Genomic DNA, 22946 nt, shown 5'->3' on the forward strand with positions numbered 1-22946 from the left:
ACGGCCCGGGCGATGATCTGACGTTGTAGTCATAAGCCAACAGGTTTCTCTTTTCGACGCCCCAATTGTGCAATCAGGTAGGCGACGGAGTCGGCGTTGTTAAGCACCGTAAGGATGCGTTTAAGCGGATCGGTACGGAAAACTCGCCGGGCATCGACGAGGGTCTGGGTGCCTGTGACGCTGAGCAGCCTGTCAAGCACATGCTGTGTTGACGTGCCCTGGGCAGGGTCTGATTTGAGGCCGGTTGCAACATCGACAACCTGGAACAACTCATGGGTCGGAGTATTGAGCGACAGTCTTGAAATATGGCGCTTTTCCAGGGCTGCTTTTGTGTTACTGCCCTCAGGGGTTTGCGGATCAATCAGGTCATCAAACGGATGGCCTGAATGCACGTAAGCCAAGTCCAACGTCGCACAGACATGATGAGTGACTTCGTGAATGAGGGTGGTCGCACGGGCGTGGGCGCTGACATAGAACGGCTTGGTCAACAAATGACTGTATTTCAGACCCGGGTTGAAAAACGTCTCGGTCAAGTACACCAGTTGAAGGGGGTCGGGGACAATCGTAAAGGCCATCAACGTGTGTCCACCCTGAGGAGCCGGCAACCGCGATCGGCCAATGACAAATCGCGTTGAGTCCGAGGAGGTCAGTGAGGGCTCCATCAACGCAGTGCAGACCGTATCGACGATCTCCTGAGTTTTTTCAAGGTGTTCGACCTCGAGCGTCTGCAAGCCGAAAAACGTTTTGATCTGTTTGACCAGCTCAGGGGCAGCAAGGGGAGTTTGTGTGATCAGGCGCAAATTTTCCTGGGCGTTCTTTGCATAAAACGTCGCCAAGGCAAGTGCATCGATGATAAGCCAGGATTCCCGAGCGTAAAGCGCTCGTATCTCGCGCATCCCGCTGGCCAATACATTCATACTCGAGCGCGCAAATGGCTCGGAGTAGAAGCGATTAAGCAATCGCGCAATTGTCCGTCGCCCCGTCAGCACTGGGCCAGCGCTACTGAGCATCCACTGTTGTCGAGGGTTGCGCTGTACCTCAGGACCGACTTCGCCATCACCGATGATGCGCCAACCCTGGCCATGCTTGATGACTTCGAACACCTTCCCTGCCACCGCCGCGTAGTAATGGTTGGAGGTCGATCGATAAAGGTTGAGTGAGGTGTCTTTGATCAGGCTGGCCAAGCTCGGCTCAAGGACTTCGAAACGCTGGAGCCGGGTGCGGGAAGCAGCGGTAATGTCCAGCGCGGGCCAGGACACCACAGAGGTCGCAGGTGTGGAAGGCGGCGGGATCGGCTCGGGTGCCGGGGGCATGCCGCCCTCTGATACGGGAGGCATGGAATCGCTCAAATCGGCCAGCGCGGCGACACCACCGATGAAATGACCCAGTGCCTCATGCCATTGGTGGCTTTGCAGCTCCTCGGCAGAAGCCTTGAACAGTTTATAGCTCTGCCAGACCACCAGGGGGTAGGCCAGTTTGCCGGCAAAAAATACAGTGGCCGCCTGCACGCCCTCAGAGAACACGGCCTTGGCCGTATCCCAGGCATTTCCTGCATCAGCGGCTTTTTGGCAGCCCAGCAGCGTTGTCAGCAGCTCGACATTGTCGGTGAACAGCTGTTTGAACAGCGGCGTGTTGATGGGGTTGCTTGCCAGCTGCAGGGTGGTGCTGGCCAGGGGTTGCTCCAGTGCGCTTGTCAGTGCCGCTTGGTCAACAGCCGGGCCCCCCAGCCGAACCCATCGCTGTAAGGCGCCGGCGGCTGTCAACTCAGCACGGAACGCGGCCTCAACGGTATATTCCTTGAGGGTGTAGCCTGGACTATAGGGGGCATAAAGGATTTGAGGCCCCTCGTCACCGGAGGCGGAGCCGATCAAATAAGCCCCGGGAATCTTGATGGTTTTCTTCCCGTCATCCACCAGCAGTTCCAGAGGGCGGATCATGGCGTTGGCATTCACTACTGTCGCACGGGCGATCGCATCGGGCATATCCATGATCTGTTGAATGAGCCCGAAGGCCGTTGGTGAAAGCTGGTCTTGCAACCTCATGCCGTGAGCGTATTGCATCAATTGCCACGGCAGTTGCTTGGCGAATCGCGTATAGCGTTGCTCGAAGCCCGGGCTGGCAGGGCCCAGGAAGGACTTGATGTATGTTTGGTAAGCCACGTTGATGTTCAACGCCTGTATCCGCGTTTTCAGCGTCTGCGCATCCAGGGTGGATGGCAACGGCGTTGTACCGGTGCTGGCGAAGAGGGGCACCTCATCCTTCCAGTACGACTGATGACTCAAGGCATAGTCCAGCAGCGACTGGTTGCGGGCAGGTGTACTGCCCTGCGCCGGTAGCCCGACTTCGACTTCATCAGGTGTGACGCTGTCCTGAACGTCAAGGTCCTTGAGTAACGTGCTGAGTTTCTTGAGCGTGAACTGAGCCAGTGAGTCGACCCCGTGCAGGTAATCCTGATGGTCGGTGACGTTGTTTCGATACTGCTCCAGCAATTCGACGTACAGCTGTTGATCCACAGCATGGGCTTTGCCCAACCATTGCAAACCCTGTTGCTGGATCATGGCCTGGACCATGTCCTTGGCACGCTGCACGTTGGTGGGCGCCAGGCTTTGTGTGGCTTGAACCTGCCAGAGCTTACGCAACTGATCGACCGATAGCTGCATGGACAGGATTTGCGCCAGTTCACGGTCTTTTTGTTGAGCGTAGGTTCGTTGCAAGTGCTCAACGAGGTTGTCTTCGATCAGTTCAAGGGAACTGAATGCATAGCTCGGTTGTGCCTCCCAGTCCGGTGGCGCCAGGTTCGCCAGGAAAGCCTGTCGCTCGTTCGGGATTGCCAGGCGTCGATCCATCTCTGCTTTGAAGTCATTCAATGAGCAGAAGCTTTCCAGGCCCAACGCGGGCGTCCACAGCAGCGTGCGGCCCGAATATCGAAGATCAAGCCCGCCGCGCTCGGTCAGCACGAAACAGTTATTGAGTACCAGCGGGGTATTCTGCCCAGTCGGTACGACCTGCAAAGAAAACGCATCAGGGCGGAACCCATTGACGCCAGGGCGTAAGTCTCTGGCGTAAATACCTAACACGGTCAAAAGCACTTCGTAGTCGAGGGGCAATAAAGCGTTGTTCCAAAGCCTGACTTGCACTTCCCCTGTCAAGCCCATCTCCATTGCCTTTCTCAGCAAGGGCTGCATGTTGGGGGACACGCTGTGGGTTCTACGCAGGTACTGTTTAAACCCACCGACTGCACTGTTGATCAGCGTATTGAACGTAGCGGCGTCCATACCTGAGACCTTGGTGGCGGGTTTGCCAGGAGGGGTTGAATAGACGTGAGTGTTAAGCGGATCGATGAGTGGACCCACTTCGCCACATAAGCGCGCCAGAAAATAGTCAACCATACTGCTCGATGAGAGCAGTTGAGGTTTGTCAGTGCCATTTGAAGGGTTGCTGTATTGGCGTACCGAGAGGCACGCGGCCTGCAACTCTTGCTGCTTGATAGCGTACAGTTTGGTATTGAGATAGGTGATAACGGAACGCTCCAGCGAGGGGCGAAACGATAGGTGTTGTTCGATTTCGGCAGTGACGTTTTCGAGTAAATGCACCGTTGTGCGCATTGCAGCAAGCGTTGGTGGAATCCTGGGTTCAGTCACCGTCGCCGTCCAGGTCTCTGTCAACTGGGTACTCCAACGCCCCATGGGTTCGAAGGTCAGTAATGTTGGATCAATCATTCCACGTACATCCAGCACATGATCAACCAGGGCATCGAGGTCCATCGTGCCCTGGCTCAGGCGATACTGATCGAGGGCGTATTCAAGGTTGCGACCTTGTTTTTCAATGATGCCCTCCATGATGCGTTGGAAAATAACCCCGGTGATGGGGCCTTTGGTGACTTCGCAGGCCAGCAGGTCGACTTCGTTATAGCGTTCCGGCCTGGACAGATGCTTTCTCCAGGCATCGGCATGCTGCCGGGGGTTGAGACTATCGAGAAGGTGGGTTTTCAGGGCGCTCAGATCGGTAAACGATCGCAGGCCCTGGAGGGGGGTATAGAGCAGCCAGGGCGAGCCATTGTCGCTTTTGTTACTACTGATGATAAGTGTGCCTGCCAGCTCGGCGGGGGTCTGTCCGGGCTCACTCAGCAGTGCCTTTTCAACATCGATCGCAGGAGCAAGCGTTGTCGCAGGCAGCGCAGCCTTGAGCGGCAAGGCCTGTAGTTGCAGACGCTGCTCAACCGTAATCGTAGTTTGCTGTTGTTGCTCCAGCGCCACCGTGAAAAAGGCATTGGCCATGGCGTTGGTAAAAAGTTGTAGCCGTGAGAACCCAGCGGCGGCCGGCAGCGTCCAAAATGTCTTGGGCTGTTGCTTCATATATGCTTTCAAGCCCTGGGCCAATCCCTGGACTGATACGTCCCAACGCAACTGATCATCAGCTTCCTGAGTAGGCTGCTGGGGGTTGTGGTAGCGCCGGGTTTCACCCACAGGCCAGCCATTGGCGACAAAATACCTGAGGACAGTTTCGCTCAAGGAGCGGGTGGTCGTGTGTCGGGACGTTGGCGAATCAGAATTGCCTGATTCGCTGGATGCGTCGATGACATAACTCTGCACTTGGATTTGGCGCTGATCGCCCCCCGTAAAAGACTGCGCCAACTTAGAGGAAATGTATTCATCCAGCAGAGAAGTGAAACTGGGCAGCTTGAGCAGCTCCTCGCGCATCAAACGAGCATTTTCGAGCAGGTTATTGGAGAGGGTCGCATGTTGTGCTTCGAAGACAGCGCCAGCCACGGTATGTTCGGTAATCGTCAGGGTTGCAGTAGGCGTCAGGGTGACTTGCTGGGAGATGGAAAGGTAATCAAGCAACGCTTGGCGCTGCGACGAGTCTTTGAGCCACGACTTCAGTTGCGTCTTGAGGATTTCATGGCTTTCCAGCTTTTCCAGACCACGAGCGGGTGTATAGAGAACAACCCCGCCTTCTGGGGCGGGGCTCATGACGAATGCACCCGCCAATTCAATAGCCGGTTGACCAAGCACATTCAGTTGCAGGGTTTGGACGTGCATCGGCGCTTTGTGCGCCCGCCGCAAAGCATCGGTGGCCAGATAGACCGAGTCGAACCAGTCAAGGTCCTTGAGGGTAAAGTTGCGTGAGCGTTGGCGCTCGCTTAGCTGCGTGCGATCTGTTTGGGTTTCGCTGAAAAAATACGATGGGGTGTCAGTGCTCATCGAGTGCTCTCCGTGCCGGATTGGCTGCTGAAGATCACTCTGGCGTTTCAAGTTTCAGCCGAGGGGCTACATATGCACCAGCGCTTCATGCCCCGGTGGAATGCCCGACACATCCCACGCCGTCCCCCCGAAAAAGCGCAAGTGCGCTCGACAGCGTACCGGTATCGCCCTCAGTAATGAACGCGTCTCGGAAGGCTTTCCCGGTCTCCGGGTTGAACAGGCCATCACGCTCAAACCGTTCAAAAGCCTGGCGGGCCAAGACACCAAACCACTTGTAGGAATACATCTTGGCCCCATAGCTACCCATCGGTTGTTCGAAACTGTTGATCGGGCGGGTGCCATCAGGCCACTGCAAATGCCCGATTTCACTGTTGGCATGGGTGAAAACCTCATGAGGTGTACGCCCGTCGCCGTAGGTACGGTGCAGCTCAAAGTCGACGAGACCCGTGAGCAAAATACTGGCGGTTTCCTGACTGGTCTGGGTGTGAGCAAATCGGCTCATTTGAGTGGCCATATCGTCAGGCAAGGGATCTCCTGTCTGGAAATGGCCGGATAGCCAGACCAGGAACGACGCAGTAAAGCAGAATTGCTCCAGCACCTGGCCGAAAAACTCCGTCGTATCATGGCCTAATTGGCCCATACCGGAAATCGCCCGGTAGGGGGCGGCGGTCAACAGGTGCTGCAGGCAGTGGCCGAATTCATGCAATAAGACCCTCAATTGCAAGTGATCCAGCAAGCAAGGCTGGGTCGCTGTCGGTCGCGGCAACTGGCTGCGCAGCACGGCTATAGGCCGTTGTGGACGCCCCTCGGCGGTCATCCGGTGATTGCGCAAACCTGAGGCGGCGCCAATCTCGCCGCCCGCCATGCGGCGATAAGGGTCAATGAACAAATACCCAATGGGCTCGGCGTACTCCCTGAGTTCGAATACCCGCACATCCGGGTGCCAGGTATCGACGGTGGTTTGTTCAATCAGCTCAACGCCGAACAGCGTTTTGGTGAACGCGCACAAGCGTTGCAGCACCGTTTCCAGTGGGAAGTATTTGCGCACGGCGTCTTGGGAGACACCCGCCACGTCCTGGCGAATCTTTTCCGCATAATAGTTGTAATCCCAGGGTTCGAGCGCATCGATTCCACGTTGCGCGGCATAGCGTTGCAGTTGTTGTGCCTCATGGGCAAATGTCGTGCGTGCCCGATCAATCTGCTGATAAAGAAATGCAGTGACCTCATCGGTCGTCTGCGCCATTTGCTCCACCAACGCCAGTTCGGCAAAGTTGTCATAGCCGAGCAATTGTGCTTTCTGGTGACGGCTGTCGAGCAACACTGTCAGAACCGGTTCATTGTCGGTGGCAATGTCGTCGCGACCGGTGCTCACGGCACGGCTGTAGTAAGCCACCATCATTTCCTGGCGCAAGGCTCGATGGTCGGCGTAGCTCATCACCTCCTGAAAGGACTGCTCGGAAAGGGTTAATAACCAGCCATCCAGGCCTGCGTCCCGAGCCGCAGCCTCCATGCGTGCCAGGGTCGCGCCAGGCAACCCACTGAGCATCGCCTTATCTTGAATGTGCTTACGCCATGCGTCGCCGGAGTCTTTCACACGCCGCAGGAACTCTTGGCTGAACTCCTCGATTTGCAGGTTCAACGTTTTGAGCCGTCGTTGATTCTCAGGCGAAAGATCAAGACCCGCCAACTGGTACTTGCGCAGTATTTTATGCAATGCACTGTGGCGCTGTTGATTGAAAAGGGCTGCGGGCGGGCTATCGGCAAGTTGTCGGTGAAGCTGGTACAGATCATTGTTCGCGGCCAGCTCGGCGCAATACTGCCTTGCAAGCTCATAACTGCGATGTGATGCCAGCTTCCATGTCGGCCCCTGGGGAACGGAGTCAAGCAACTCAATGATTTTGAGAAAGCCGTCCAGGCGTGCCTCCAGCTCTTCCACTACTTGCACCAGGTCGTCCCACGTGGGGAATAACGACTGGCTGGCAATGATCGTGGCGGTGGTGTTGCGGCTATCAGCGATGATTTGCTCAATGGCGGGAACCAAGTGTTCTGCTCTGATGGCAGAGAACGGTGGCAAGTCGTAGGGCAGTAGCAGAGGGTTTCTTTCAGGCATGAAGTCACTCTTCAAAGGTTGCTGTCGAAGCAGCCAGCCTAGGGAATGAATTATCGTTGGAGGGGTAGATAGATAAGGGCAAAGCGATAACGCGCGGAACCGGATGCCCCGCGTTATACACAGCCACAGTGCTCGCGATATCAGGCCCCAGGGGCGGCAGGCACCTCACCGCAAATAGAGGATCGTGCAGAAAATACGGCGGTCAGAAGCCCCACCCCGCGGTAGAGCGGGGTGGGGCTTTTTGTCACAAGACACACATCAGGACGCGGAACGCACCGTCCCTTGAGCGACGGTCTTTGGCTGCAACCTGAACACGTAGAACAGCACGGTCAACACCACCAGGAACACCGGGCCCACATACAGTGCCACACGGGTATCGGGGAAGTACGCCATCAGCCCCACCACCATCACCAGGAACGCCAGCGCCAGGTAGGAACTGACCGGGTACAACCACATGCGGTACTTGAGGCCAGCCGCTTCGGCCGGGCTCAGGCTTTTGCGGAACTTGAGCTGGGCCAGCAGGATCATCAGCCAGGTCCAGATCGCGCCGAACGTGGCAATGGAAGTGACCCACACAAAGACTTTTTCCGGGACCATGTAATTGAGCAGCACACCCAGCAACAGTACGAAGATCGACAACAGCAACGCCTTGCGCGGTACGCCGTTGCTCGACGTGGTGCCGAAGGTGGCAGGTGCCTGGCCGTTCTGCGCCAGGCTGTAGAGCATACGCCCGGTGCTGAAGATGCCGCCGTTGCAGGACGACAGCGCGGCGGTGATCACTACGAAGTTGATGATGCCCGCGGCGGTCTTGATGCCCAGACGCTCGAAGGTCATCACGAATGGGCTGCCCTGGGTGCCGATTTCATTCCATGGGTAGATCGACAGGATCACAAACAACGCCCCCACGTAGAACAGCAGGATGCGCCAGAACACCGAGCCGATGGCACTGGGAATGGTCTTCTGCGGGTTCTTCGCTTCACCAGCGGTCAGGCCGATCATCTCCACGCCCAGGTAGGCGAACATCACCATCTGCAAGGACATCAACACTCCCGTGATGCCATTGGGCATAAAGCCGCCGTGGGCCCACAGGTTGGAAATGCCCAGCGCCACGCCGTCATTGCCAAAACCAAACGCGATGATGCCGACGCCGCCGATGACCATGGCAATGATGGTGACGATCTTGATCAGCGCGAACCAGAACTCGAACTCACCGAACGCCTTGACCGCGATCAGGTTGATCGTGCCCATGCTGATCAACGCCGCCAGGGCCCAGATCCAGCGTGGGGTGTCGGGAAACCAGACGCCCATGTACACGGCCACGGCGGTGATTTCCGCCACGCAGGTCACCAGCCACAGGAACCAATAGTTCCAGCCGGTGAGAAAGCCCGCCAAGGGGCCGAGATAGTCTTGGGCGTAACGACTGAACGAGCCGGCGACAGGGTTGTGCACCGCCATTTCGCCTAGGGCGCGCATGATCACCAGGATCGCCAGGCCGCCAATGATGTACGAGAGCATGATCGCCGGGCCGGCCATTTCAATGGCCTTGGCCGAACCAAGGAACAGGCCGACACCGATACAGGCGCCAAGGGCCATCAGGCGAATATGCCGTTCACCGAGTTCGCGTTTGAGCGGGCCGCCTTGAGCGGTCTCGCCATGGGGCAGTGGGTTGCCGACTGGCATAAAGGTACAACCTCATTTTGTTATTGGATTGTCCGTCGAGTTTGCGGGGTGCAGGCCGGTAAGCCTGTGCCCTTGTCGAAACCGGGGCCGCCTCATGGACGGACCCTTCTTGCCGGGCAAGATCAGCGGGCCGTGCAGTATAAAAACCTCGACACAGGGCCTTTCACTATAAAACACGCCAATTTCAGCGGTACCTCGCGGGAAAAAGCCGGTTTATGGAGGGGCATTAGCTGATCCCGCGTGAAAGGCCACGGGGCGAAACGGCGGCGAGTATTGCACAGCCAGGGTGCATCGTCATGCCCCTACCATCGCCCAATGGTCACTGCAAGGGGCTCTATCTCAAGGCTTTCACGCCATAGCGATACAAACCATGGAAAAAGGCGAAAGGTCCCGGTGAAGACTGCGCCCGCAACCGGCACGCTCTGTCATTACCTTCAACGAGACTTCATGGATGACTGAATTGACCACCCGGCATGAGCAGCCGACTCCATCCCAGCGTCAGGACGGCGATCGGCAAATGCTGGACACCCTAATTGCACACCTCAAGACCGAACCCTACGCTGCCGCAGACTCACTCCCGGTGCCGACCCACTGTGCACTCGGCTGCTGGCTTGTGCTCTATCGCCAAGCCCTCGGCCACCCCTCTTTCGTGGCCTGGGCCGGGCAGCGGCGTTTCAACCCGATGGAAGTGAACGTGCGCAACGGCACTCTGTATGCCAACGGTGCCACCTTCACCTATGAGGACGCCAGCGGCTGGCAGCAGCTCGCGCCGCCCATTCGGGCCATCGCCCTGATCATCGACCCGGATGCCATCGGCCTGGCCTACCCTGCCGCAAACCTGTCACTGAGCGCCCGTCAGGTGCTGCGGTTCCACGGCTACCCCCAACCGACTACGCTTGCCCAACGCGGCGTGCTGATTGACGCACTGGGTAGGACCGAACCTGCGCTCGCGGACGCGTTCGAGCGACTGAATCAGGATCTGCACGCGGCAGCCAATGCACTGCATGCACAGATCATCGAAGACGACCTGAACGAACACACATTCAACCTGTTGAGTGTGTACCGCTGCCGTTTCCCGCTGGCTGGCGGCTCGTTCTGGGCCGTGACCATGCAGACCGCCGCAACGTTACTCGGGGAGATCACTGAGCATCCGCAGTTTCTCGCCTTGACTCGCCCCGATGCACTGACCCAAGGCCTGTACGAATTTGACCACCAGCAACACTCGATCAGAGGCGCCGGCCCCTGGGGTCAACGGCTAGACATCAGCCATGAACAACTGTCGCAGCTGCCGCTGGGCGATCGCCTTGAACGCTTGCAAGCCTGCGCTGCGGCCATGAACCTGTTCGTCCATCAGGACGGCCAATTCAGCCTCGCACAGTTGCTCAGCTTGCACGACCTGCCGTTGCCGGATAATCGCGAGGCGGCCTGGGAGCTGATGGAACAACTGCAGCGCAGCGAACCGGTGACGGTGCCGCCCGTGAGTGATCTGGCGCATTCCGACGTCGCCTTGCGCCAGTATCGACAACGCCTCGAAACCACCCGGCTCGCTAGCCCCCAGCAGGGCAATTACTGGGAAGCCCTGGGTATGCCACTACCGGGTGCGCTGACCCTTTCAACCGAACAACGCGCCAAGGTGATCCATATCAGCGCCACGTTTGTCCCACAACCCAGCTCCGGTTTGTTCAACCTGCTGGCCGCCGGTCTGCCGCCCGGGCCACCGGATGAACAACTGCAACAACTGCTTGCCGCTCCCCGTGCGCAGAAGCTGGCCGACTCATTGCTCGGCGCCGTGGGCTGGTTTGGACACGCCCCCGGTGAAACGACCAACAACACCAGTCGAGACGCATTGGTCCTTGCCGCGCTGATCCTCAGTCTCGACCCGCAGGCCGCACAATCGCGATACACCCTCGCCGGCCTGAACCTGAACCACAGCGATTACCATGGGCATCGTTATGCAGACCTGCGCCGCTCACTTGAGCTGCACCTGATTGCGGCTGGTGTTGCTACTCCCCAAACCACGGGGTTGGCCGCACACCTGTTGCTGGCGGGTGTCGCACCGGAGTTTTTGGTGCAAGGCATCCCTGATTCGCTGTACTTCATGACTTCCCACGCCTGGATGCTGTTCAAACAAGGCGTGATGCTGGCAGAAGAGCTCGCCTGCGGGTCAACACGACAGCTGGCGTTCAGCGACATCATCGCGCTTGCCATCCAGGAGCCGGCGACGGACCAGGAACGCTTGTGGCGCGAGCATTACGCCACCGCCACTCTGATCGACTGGGCAATCGTCCACGGCGAACTGCGACCTGCACAGACCTATCGAACCGATGAACTCGACGCCATCAAAGAACGCCTGAAGGCCCGTATAAAGACTTTGCACGACGCAGCCGAAACCTTGCGCAGCAGGCTCATCACGCGCCGCAGCCTGGCCTTGAGGGACCTTAAACGCGTCTTCCCCAACCACCGCTGGCTGAAGAAAAAATGCCTGCAAGAAGGACAAGGCCCCTTTCGGCTCCCCTCCTACAGACCGACCACGGGCGTAAAGCTTCAGTCGTTGGCGGATCTGCATATGGGCGGCCACCTGCAACCCATTGACGATAAATGGCGCTCAACCGACCCCGAACTCGACCTCGCCCTGCTGAAAAAAAACTTTGGCCAGTTGCGCGATGTCAACGCGCTGTTCAGCGAGGCCGCTGGTGCTTACACGCAAAGACTCAAGGAGGCGTTTATCCGAGCGATCAGTTACCTGCTGTCGCAGTTACCACTGGCCGACCGCAAGCGCTTGCACGAGGGGGCGGTACAACTGCTCGTGGTGAGGCAAGCAGCCAGCAAGCCGCAGATCGAGGAAGGGCCCGGAGAGAAAATGGCCCGTACCGGCCGGTTCGGCTTCATCCTGCGTAGTACGGCAGTCAACACCGTCCATGACTACGAACTGTTTCCCCTGCTCAATCAAGTGCAACAAAACATCCGCCTTCCCGCCATCCTGGAACTGGGAGGCCGCCCGCTCAAAGTCACCACCGGCTCCCCCCACAGCACACGACCGATCGCGTATTTGCATGAGGGCAGTCGCCTGGCCATTGATGAGGATGCCTACTTCAAAGGCACCCCACCCACATCTGGAAGGTATTGCACCGTTATCGTGGATCAACTCTGGCATTTCGAGGGGCTCCCGGCCATTGCTAGTCCGCTGGTGTTCGACTCGCCAAGAAACCTCACATTGGCGAGCACCATCGTCAATCACCACTTTTTCATCGATATCGATACCTGGGTGGCCCAGGCCAAAGGCTTGACCACCCTTGAAGAGCGAAAAAAAAACAGCGAGCAGTTGTTAGAGGCGCTGCTGGGCTTCATACCCTTCTGGACCTGCGGCCATGACCTCGCCTCCGGGGAAATCAAACGCGTGCTCGATGGCACACTGGGCTGTTTCTTCGACATGCTTGGCCTGATCATGCCGACCAAAGGCTTCATTACCAGCGGCTGGGGCCGCCTGATCAAGCCCGCACCGGCCTACTTGAAACTGCTGCAACTGACCAGACTCAGCGCCACCTTTATCAATGAGTTGCTCAACCCACTGGAGGCGGTGCCATCGTTGGTGCGCCTGACGGCCTATGGCCTGGCCAGGTTAAACCACTCAGGCCAGCGGGCACTGGCGGGCGCACTGCGTCATGCCCAGCAACGTCTGGCCCATGGGACGCCGATGGATTACGCCCGGCTGATCAACCGCGCCGACGTCAGGCCTGGCGTTCTGATGCACCCTGAGGGGCTGACGCCTCTGTTGGCGATCAGGCGCGCCAACGCCTGGCATGCCTTTGACCCCTTCAGTGCAAGGCCGTACGGTCCCGCGCTGGAAGGTTTGCAACTGGACACCACGATGGCCGTCACACCGGTCAGCTTCGCCGACGGCTACAAGGTGCTCGTTGTAGAGCCCTTTTTTGACACGGCGCCCCTGCTCATTCAACGCGCCGACGCGACCGACTTGTTGGACCAAGGCCGCGTCTGGCGTTTGTCCCATAAACACCCCAGCCAGCTGGACGAACTCACCTCAGAGGCCCATGCCAAGCTCACCGACCACTTCGACTCGGTCTGCCCCGTCGGCAGAGCAAAGCGCAGCCCGGGGGTGCCCCTCATCTGTTTCACCAAAAGGCTGTACGCCTTTAAGGATTCGATTCATAAACGTCGAGTCCAGGCGCTCGACCATATTCGCATCCAGCCGGCGCCGATGATCGGCGGCAACAAACGCCAGTTGGTTTATTACCGAAACGTGCATGATGTCACCCCGGACTTCGACGGCTTCGAGCTGACCCCTCACCCCCAACCTTCAGCGTTGATCTACCAACAGCAGGTCAGCGGCAGGCGCATTGACAGCGAGCCGCAGTTCGGCTTGCCCGAAGACGACCTGGACAACCTGCTCACCCGTAAAACCCAAGTCGTTGAAATCGATGGGCTGGTGAACCTCATCAATGACCGCAGAACCCTTCGGGCGCTGGAGATCACCCTACCCAACACGACAACACCTTACTGGGTGGCCGAGCCCGATGTGGGTGTTTTTTACCGGACAAACGCAACGCCCAGCGGCGCCGACACCTTGCAATTCCAGCAATTGGATTTCAGCCAAGGCGGCGACGATACAGCGCTGATCAGGGCCTACTGCGACACCAAAATGCAGTTCTTGCAAGCCGGCGGGATGATTCCCGACCAACCGCTGGTCACACTGCCGACCCTCGAAGTCCTGTACCGACAGTTGAGCAAGCGCGGGTTTTTGCCGAAAAAAATCGAAAATATCCGCAAAAAGGCCAGCACCCTGAGGGTCATCAAGCAGCGGGAACTGCTGCTTAACGCCTCGGACGAGGGAAGGCGCCTGGATATCAATGTGGTCTCGCGGCCGGTGCAACTGGACATCTGGCCACCCAGCTCCGCCACGGGTAGCCCGCTCAATAAATACCTCGCAGAGCAAGCCAACGTCAGCACCCAGGCAGTGGTGGATAGAACCGGCCTGAGATCAAACAACGTCGTCGGGGCGACCCCGGCTGAAATCCTGCGACTGCAAGAAGCTGAACCCGTTGTGATGTGGGAATACAGCAAGATCGGCCACCCGAACTACACCGAGGTCATTCTCAAGACCGGTGCGGGCAATTGTGACCAGATGGCCCATGTGGCGTGTGAAATGATCCGAACCAATGGTGGCGTCGCTCACGTGTGGTACTGCCGGGGTCATACCTTTGTGGTGGTGGGTACGGTCCCTTCGGGCTTGACCCAGACTCTGGATTTCCAGGGTGCCGACTGGGCGAACCTGTCTATCTGCGACCCCTGGGCATCCATTACGTGTCCGGCGCAGGACTATATACGGCAACTGAAGATAAAAATGACCGTCTGGTACCTGGAGGACAAGATGGTGTTTTTCCATGATGGCGTGAGCCGTCGCTGGGCACCGGCCAATGACCCGACCTGGCTGAACATACTGGAGACCAGCATTAAATATCCGATGCCATGAACACATTTTTTCCCCAACCGGCTACCCGCGACTAAGCTTCAGGCAAGTCCGATCAATCTGCGTGCAGGGGTCAATCGACTATGGGCGCACTGTGGCAAACCGAATCAAGCAAGGCTGCGAAACTACAAGGCAGTCCGGACCCAGCGCCTTTACCCAAAAATAAACCCCAGCCCCGTTATGTACGGCGGCTGTTCTGGTTGATCGTGCTGATGGCGCTGGTGGCCTTGGGGTTTGCCGCCACCAAAGAGATGCGCACGTCACGCCTGCAGGCCCAGGAACTCAGCCGCCTGGCCCGTACCCTCACCTACCAGGTACAACCCGGCCCCAGCGATGCCATCGCCTATCCCGGTGCCGGCCCGTTCGACCGGCGCCTGGGTTACAGCGACCTCGGCACCTTCCTGCCGCGCTTGCTCAAACGCGGCTATGTAATCGAGGCCCAGGCACGCTTTTCGCCCCAATTGATGGACTATAGCGCCAAGGGCCTGTTCGTGCCCTACACGGAAAAGATCCAGGCCGGGCTGTCCATCACCGATTGCCGAGCCGTGCCGCTCTACCAGTACAAGTACCCGCAACAGTTGTATGAGAGCTTCGACGCCATTCCGCCTCTGGTGATCAGCAGCCTGCTGTTCATTGAAAACCGCGACTTGCTCGACCCCAGTCAACCCCAGGCCAACCCTGCCGTTGACTGGCCGCGCTTTGCCAACGCCGCGTGGTCGCAAGTGGCAAAGGCGCTGCATCTGCCGGGACAGAGTGCCGGCGGCAGCACCTTGGCCACGCAGCTGGAAAAATACCGCCACTCTCCGGATGGCCTGACCGTGTCGGGCACCGAGAAACTGCGACAGATGTTTTCTGCCGCCGTGCGGGCCTATCGCAATGGGCCACAAACCTTACCGGCGCGGCAGAATATCCTGCGTGACTACCTCAACAGCGTGCCGCTGTCGGCAGTGCCCGGCCATGGCGAAGTGCACGGTTTGGCCGAGGGGCTGCGAGTGTGGTACGGCGCCGACTTCAACCAGGTCAACCAGGCGCTGGTCGGCCCGGTGAATAGCGAGCAAGGTCTGGCCCTGCGTCAGGTGTTGTCGTTGATCATTGCCCAACGCCGCCCTTCTCACTACCTGGCCAAAGGTCGTGAAGAGCTGGCCCAACTCACCGACAGCCATCTGCGGCTGCTGGCCCACAACGGTGTGATTGCCCCTGCGCTGTTGCAGGCAGCGCTGACGTCCAAGGTCAGTTATCGCGACTGGGTGCAACAACCTACAATGCAACCCATCGAGACGACCAAAGGCATCAGCATGGCCCGCGCCCGCCTCGCCGCCCTGCTCGACCGCCCCCTGTACGATCTGGACCGCCTCGATCTCTCGGCCACCAGCACTCTGCAAGCGCCGTTGCAGGCCCAGGTCAGCGATTACCTCAAACGCCTCGCCGAGCCGGACTACGCACGCCAGGTCGGCCTGCTCGGCGATCGCCTGCTGACCCCAACCAGTACCGCGCAAGTACGTTACAGCTTCACCCTGTTCGAGCTGACACCGGACGGCTCACGGGTACGTGTACAAACCGACAATACCGACCAGCCCTTCGATATCAACGAAGGCAGCAAACTCGAGCTAGGCTCCACGGCCAAGTTGCGAGTGCTGACCACCTACCTGCAAATCATCACCGAGCTGCACGACAAGTACGCCACCCAAACGAGCGCCGCACTGAAGAAAGTCGACATCGCCGAACAGGACCGCATCAGCCGCTGGGCCGTCGACTATCTGATCCAGACACCGGATAAATCCTTGGCCAACATGCTCGACGCCGCCCTCGACCGCACTTACTCGGCCAGCCCCAACGAAGGTTTTTTCACCGGCGGCGGTATGCATCGCTTCCACAATTTTCGCAACGAAGACAACGGCCGCAGCCCGACCCTGCGCGACGCCCTGCGCGAGTCGATCAACCTGCCGTTCATTCGCCTGATGCGTGACCTGGTGCGTTTCAGCACCTATGCGGGCGCCAACAACAGCGCCGAGTTGCTCAAGGACGACAGTGACCCGCGCCGCCAGGAATATCTTGCCGACTTCGCCGACCGCGAGGGCACGACGTTCCTGCGCAAGTTCTGGAAGAAATACCAGAAGAAAGACACCCAGGACCGCCTCGACACCTTTCTCGACGGCCTGCGCCCCACGCCGATCCGCCTGGCCGCCGTGCACCGTTACTTGTTGCCCAACGCCAGCCAAGGCAGCTTCGACCTGTTCGTGCGTGCGCACCTGAACGGCATCAAAACCAATGAGAAACTCACCGATGAGCGCCTGCAAAATCTCTACAAAGCTTACGGCCCCGGCAACTATGACCTGCCCGACCAGGGCTATATCGCCAAGGTGCACCCTCTGGACCTGTGGCTGATGGGCTACCTGCTCAATCATCCCGAGGCAACCTTCAGTGAGGTGGTCAAAGCCAGCCAGTTCGAGCGCCAGGAGGTCTACAGCTGGCTGTTCAAGAGCCGTCATCAGAGCGCCCGCGACAGTCGTATCCGGACCATGCTCGAGGTCGAAGCCTTCCTCGATATTCATCAGCGCTGGCAGGCGGTGGGCTATCCGTTCGACCATCTGGTGCCCTCCCTGGCCACGGCCATCGGCAGCTCCGGCGATCGCCCGGCGGCGCTCGCGGAATTGATGGGGATCATCCTCAACGATGGCGTGCGTGCGCGGGTGGTGCGTATCGACAGCCTGCACTTTGCCGCTGATACACCGTATGAAACCCAAGTGATCAACGACCCCGCCGAAGGCAAACGGGTGATGCCGCTCGAAGTGGCGCGAGCACTGCGCGGGGCCTTGTCCCAAGTGGTGGATGCCGGTACGGCCAAACGCGTGGCCGGCAGTTTCAAGCTGGACGACGGTACACCGCTGGCCATGGGCGGCAAGACCGGCACCGGTGACAACCGTATCGAAGCCATCGGCGCCGGCGGCCGGGTACTCAGTTCCAAGGCGATCAACCGCACTGCCACCTTTGTGTTCTATATCGGTGACCGGCACTTCGGCACGCTCACTGCCTTCGTCCCAGGCAGTTCGGCCCAAACCTTCAAGTTCACCTCGGCGCTGCCCGTGCAGGTGCTCAAAGGCATGGCGCCAATTCTGCTGCCGTACCTAAACCCAGGCAGCCACACGCTGTGCCAGCCCGTGGTCAGTACACACTGATAGGCAACGATAGACAATTACTGCCAGGACAGCCCCGGCGCAGGCCAGTCTGAGGGCCCGATTGACTACACCCAAAAACCACCATGACCGCGACTGCTTCCTCTGCCCCCGAAGATAAAGGCCAACACTACTCACTCATCCGAGACGCGCTCCCCAACTGGGTCAAAACGCTGTCGACGTCACGCGCCAGCGCCTTGAAGTCCAGCCGCAAAACTATTGCGCCCTGGTATAAAAGTGCCTCGCCCCACCAGCATCAATTATTGAAAACCGCGATTGCCGAACATTGGCAAACCCAAACCCTTGTCGACCAGAAACTCGCCGCGGTCACCGACCTCAAAGGCTTTGCCGAGCCGTTGTTGAAAGCCGCGCTGAAACAGCAATACAACCTCGACGTCGATGTCCGCAGCACTTGCCTGCGGCTCTATGCCCCAGCCAACCAGGCATGGTGGGTCGGAGATTTTAGCGGTGGTGTGCAAAGCCGCACGGTGTCGCTGCTGGACGCGGCACTGCACAACTTTGCCGACAGCGAGGCGTTTACCGCCGATTCGCAATTCATCACCCAGCCCGACGCCCGGGGCCATTTCGATGTCATCCCTCTGAAAGCCCGGCTGTCGATCCAGCAGTTCAAAACGCTGGTTCGCGGCCTGGACATCGGCGCCCAGTACCAACAGCACCTTGAGAACTATCTCGGCCGCACCGCCCCGGTGGTCGAAGGCGTGCTGCGAGCCCGGGTGATGCTCAATCAGCAGGCCGCCCTCAAGGTGGCTGCGCGCATGGCATTAATCAGGGGCGATATCCAGGCGTTGGATCATGCGTTGATCACAGGCTTGGTCAGGGGCCAGCAAAACCTCACGCTCGACGGCAAGGCCGCGCACTGTCATGACCTGAGCCTGATGGATGCCACCTTGACCGGCGTGGTACTGATTGCCGCCGACCTGGAAGTCAGTCGCCAGGCATCGCCCGTGATCGCCTATATCCCGAATGACCCGCAGCACCCACTCAAACGCTATGCCTCGACGGTGGAGTTCATGCAGGCACTGACCGGGCAACTGCGGCAAACCGACTACCAGCAATTCTTCAGCCGGTTTGTCGAGCATCAGTACCAGGGGCATTTTTTCAACCAGTTGGGCACGCGTTTGAGCCAGGTGAAATGGCATCAACACGCGCCCGGCGATCCACAGCCGACCTGGCGTGAAACACCCCGCGACAACCCCAACCTGCAGTTCAGCGTGACGCGTGTACGCACGCCACTGTGGGAGCACCTGTATCAGCAAAGTCTCAATAAAATCCTCAACGATGCCCGTGAACTGGCGATCGCAACCGCCTACGCCGACCGCATGGCACGTTGGGCCTGGTGGGACAATCTAGAAAAAGTCCTCTCGGACATTCTCAACGCGGCGCTATTAGTGGTGACCCCCTTCGTTCCGTTTTTGGGCGAATTGATGCTGGCCTATACCGCTTACCAACTCGCCGACGAGGTGTTCGAAGGATTGTTGGATTGGGCCGAAGGCCAGGGCATAGAGGCCATTGAACATGTGGCAGGGGTGACGCAGAACGTGGTGCAACTGATCGCGTTCGGCGCCGCCGGGCAACTGGCCCATCTTAAGCTGTCCCCCTTTGTCGAGGGTTTGAAGCCTGTGATGCTGGCTGACGGCAAAACCCGTTTATGGAATGCGGACTTGAGCCCCTATGAACAAGAAGCCGTAACCCTGGCCCCCGGTTCGAAACCCGATGCCCATGGGTTTCACTCGCACGCAGGCAAAAAAATCCTGCGCCTGGAGAACAAGCACTACGAGGTCAGCCAGGAACCCGACACCGGCCGGCACCGGATCATCCACCCACAACGCCCGCACGCCTATCGTCCCGAGGTGGTGCTTAACGGTCAGGGGGCCGTGGTGCTGGAGGGCGAAGAACCCAGGGCCTGGGACGACTCACAACTGCTCCAGCGCCTGAGCCCCATCACCGCCACCTGGCCACCTGCACGCCTGCAACAGTTATACGATATCAGTGGCACCGAACCCGGCGCGTTGAGGCATATGTACGCCGAAAACCAGGCCCCGCCGCCGCTATTGACCGATACCCTGAATCGCTTGGAACTGCGGCAGCAGATCGACGCTCTCAGCGAACCCTCCGCCGACAACGGTGAAGCCGCCTATTGGTCCGCCGACATGGTAACGCGAATGCCTGGCTGGCCGGCCGATAAAGCCGTCGCGGTGTTCGAAGCCGCCGACCTGAGCGGCGAGCCGATGCACCATGGCGCAATGCAGGCAACTCAGGAGTCGACGCTGGCCATCAGCCGTGAAGCGTTATTGGCAGGCCGGCTAATCCCACGAGTCGTAGACTTTCTGGACACAACCGAGCTTACCGCTCTACTCGACAAGCCCTTGCCCGCCGACAATGACGCGCGGGTGCAAATCCTGCGTGAACAGCTGAGCCGCTACATCACCACACGCAAGGAGGACATCTTCGAGCACCTGTACGGTTTCAAACGCCAGTCAAAAAGCGCCCACGGGTTACTGCTGCAACGCCAGTTCCCCGAGCTGCCCGACACCCTGGCCCAAGTGATACTGAACCAGGCCCGCCCGGCGGAAGTGCAGTTGATGAATGACGAGAAGCGTTTGCCGCTACGGCTCAAGCATCAGGCCCGGGAATTACAGTTCGAAGCGCGAACCACCCACGCCTACGAAGGTTTCTACCCGGGCAACGCGCCCACACCCGATACCGAACGGCTGCTGCTCAACGCGCTGAGAATCCACAGTGACGCGTTCGCCGACCTGCGCCTGAGTATCCGCGAGCAAGTACCCAACGGGCACCTGCGTTGCCATGTCGGTCCGGACGAGGCAGCGACCGAGACGCTGCTGGTACGCACAGCACCAGGGCGATATGCAGTTCACAAAGCCGGCGTCGAGAATACCTGGGACCTGTATGAAGCCGTGCTGCAAGCCGTCCCCGCTGGCACCCTGGGTTTTGCGCCGGGTGATGGCGAGGCGTTGCGCCAGTGGCTCACACGCACCTTGCAACCACCCGCCGAACGCCGCACCGTGTTGGCCGAACCGCCGGTCTTCACAGTCGCCCCCCTGGAGACCCAACATCTGCTGCAAAAGCCAATGTTCAGCGCCCTGCGCCGTAGGCTGGGGCGCGCCAGCGTAGACGAGCGCCTCAAGTCGCTTTATCCGACGCTTTGCGAAGAAGATGTAGCGGCCTACGCCCTGTCGCTGGACTCGGCCGAGGGACAGCGTCTACTCACGGAGCTTGAAACCCAGAAAAAAGACCTGCTCCGCGCCCTCAAAAATTGGCAGGACCTACCGGCTGCCGGCACCCAAAGACGTCGCGCAACACTCCCGGAGCAGTTGTTCAGGAAGCGAGTGACTGCGCTCATACAAAGCAGTTGGGAGCAATCGTCCAAGGGCTACGAAACGGATTTCGGCGAGCGTCGAGTGGGTAGCGAACTGGACCTGCGTGGAGAAACCATCTACGGGTTTTTGCAAAACTTCCCTCGATTGGACACCGCGTTGAACCACATCACCAACCTCAACCTGGCAGGCACCGACTTCACTGACGCCGACAGCCCGTTCCTGCACAACTTCCCTAACCTGCGTATGCTGGATATCACCGGCAAACACCTGAAGACTTTTCCATCGGCCCTCAGCGGTATGCGTCGACTCACCCATCTGGGCCTGTCCGAAAACCCGATTCGCTGGCGTGCGCAGAACCTGGAACACCTCAGGCAATTGCACCACCTGAGGGTATTGATCCTCTCGCACAATGAACACCTGGTCACACCGGCGGACATTAGCCGCATGCCGGAGCTGCGTATACTGGCGCTCAACAACACGCAAATCCGCGATTGGCCCATAGGGCTGTTCGAGCTGCCGCGCTCGCCCGACTTCAACCTGAATTTGTTGAATACGCCGATCACCCAAGTACCGATCGTCGAACCCGGCTCGGTGCAAGCCGAACTCGTGACACGCGCACGCCTGGACAACAACAAGCTGGAGCGCGACGCCGAGGATCGACTGGTCAGTTACCGGCGCGCCGCGGGTCTGGATCCTTATCGCACCTATCCCCCCCGAGGCGAGCTGGACAGTCAATTCTGGCTCGAACACCTGACACCCGAAATACGCCAGGGATGGCAGGAAATCTGGGACGATCTCGAACGGGAACATGGCTCACAGGGTTTTTTTGAAGTCATCAGAAGCCAGCGACAACCCACCCCCGACATCGTCCACGACCCAGCCGACCTTCTGCGCTACAACCAAAACCTCAGACAATTGCGCACCAATGTCTTGCGTCTGCTAAGGGCCGCCGACAGCGACGAACAAACCCGCACGGCGCTGTTCAACCTGAGCGCCATGCCGACCCACTGCGCCGATGCGGGCGCCCAGCTGTTCAACGCCATGGGTATCGAAGCCATGAAGCTGGAGGCATGGCGCGAGCCTACCCCTCAAGCCCGGACCGGTGCGCTGGTAAGGCTGGCCAAGCAAAAGGCCCGGCTGGACAAGGTCAACCAGATCGCCAGGAAAGACATCCAGACTCGCCTCAACACCCCCACACTCAATGAGGATGGCAGCGAAGGCCCCTCTTTGCGGCTGACCACCGATGTCGTCGACGGTGTTCCGGGCACTCTGGATGAAGTCGAAGTGTACAGCGCCTACCAGACCGGACTGAAGGAACGCCTGGATCTGCCTTGGTTGGCGGACCACATGCTGTACCGCGATGCCGGCAATGTCGCAGACTGGCAGCTGGCCAATGCTTACGACAAGGTCATCGAGGAGGAGCAAGGCGACGGGCTGGTGAACCAGATGCTTGAGCAGTCTTTCTGGAGCGACTACTTGCTCAATACCCGTCCCGAGGCGTTCCGACAGATCAAATGCCAGCATGAACAGGCCAGCGAAAGCATCGACGACTTGCGCCTGGCTCAAAACGCTTGGGCCGCCCATGAACAACTGCCACCGGAGCGCAAGAGTTCGACCACCAGTACCCAACTCCGGCAGCGTCTGCTCGACCTGGCAGACGCGCTGAATGTCCCCCATGAGCAAGTCCTGACCGGCAAGCCTATGACGGAAGAACGGTACTTGAGCCTGTTTTTCAAGAGTTTCTACGACGAACAGGAACTGGGCCGCCGCTTGACCCGCGAGGCCATGGTTGCCGCCGGTTTTTAACCCTCACTCCCATTGCACAATGGCTCATCCTTCAGCATGAGCGTTGAGGGGCATATCGGTCCTCCATCGCAACCCGGCACCACCGACCTCTGACGGTGCGTCAGCAGCAAGGGCGATGTAGTGGTTATG

At 59.1% G+C, this 22946-nt stretch carries 6 protein-coding genes; 3 read left to right on the plus strand and 3 right to left on the minus strand.

The window, feature by feature from the left end; genetic code table 11:
- Positions 1-29 precede the first annotated feature (29 nt).
- The 3 genes from E4O98_RS06115 to E4O98_RS06125 all read right to left on the minus strand — a co-directional run bounded on the left by E4O98_RS06115 (position 30) and on the right by E4O98_RS06125 (position 8994).
- A complete protein-coding gene (locus E4O98_RS06115) occupies positions 30-5204 on the minus strand; it encodes a DUF6543 domain-containing protein (protein ID WP_248134407.1) in 5175 nt (1724 codons plus the stop codon).
- A gap of 85 nt (positions 5205-5289) precedes the next feature.
- Complete coding sequence (locus E4O98_RS06120; RefSeq protein ID WP_248134409.1) at positions 5290-7314, minus strand: M3 family metallopeptidase; 2025 nt, start codon at positions 7312-7314, stop codon at positions 5290-5292.
- 258 nt (positions 7315-7572) lie between these two features.
- Entirely contained in the window at positions 7573-8994 is a 1422-nt protein-coding gene (locus E4O98_RS06125) for an amino acid permease (protein WP_078820379.1), read from the minus strand.
- A gap of 451 nt (positions 8995-9445) precedes the next feature.
- Between E4O98_RS06125 and E4O98_RS06130 the strand changes: the two genes are divergently transcribed.
- The 3 genes from E4O98_RS06130 to E4O98_RS06140 all read left to right on the plus strand — a co-directional run bounded on the left by E4O98_RS06130 (position 9446) and on the right by E4O98_RS06140 (position 22817).
- On the plus strand, positions 9446-14482 hold the full coding sequence (locus E4O98_RS06130; protein WP_248134411.1) for a hypothetical protein: 5037 nt from the start codon (positions 9446-9448) through the stop codon (positions 14480-14482).
- An 80-nt stretch (positions 14483-14562) separates the two neighbouring features.
- A complete protein-coding gene (locus E4O98_RS06135; protein WP_248134413.1) occupies positions 14563-17655 on the plus strand; it encodes a transglycosylase domain-containing protein in 3093 nt (1030 codons plus the stop codon).
- A gap of 83 nt (positions 17656-17738) precedes the next feature.
- Positions 17739-22817, plus strand: coding sequence for a DUF6543 domain-containing protein (locus E4O98_RS06140; RefSeq protein WP_248134415.1), 5079 nt, complete (start codon positions 17739-17741; stop codon positions 22815-22817).
- Positions 22818-22946: the final 129 nt, after the last annotated feature.

It is taken from the genome of Pseudomonas sp. W2Jun17 (assembly GCF_023127795.1).
GTDB lineage: Bacteria > Pseudomonadota > Gammaproteobacteria > Pseudomonadales > Pseudomonadaceae > Aquipseudomonas > Aquipseudomonas synxantha_A.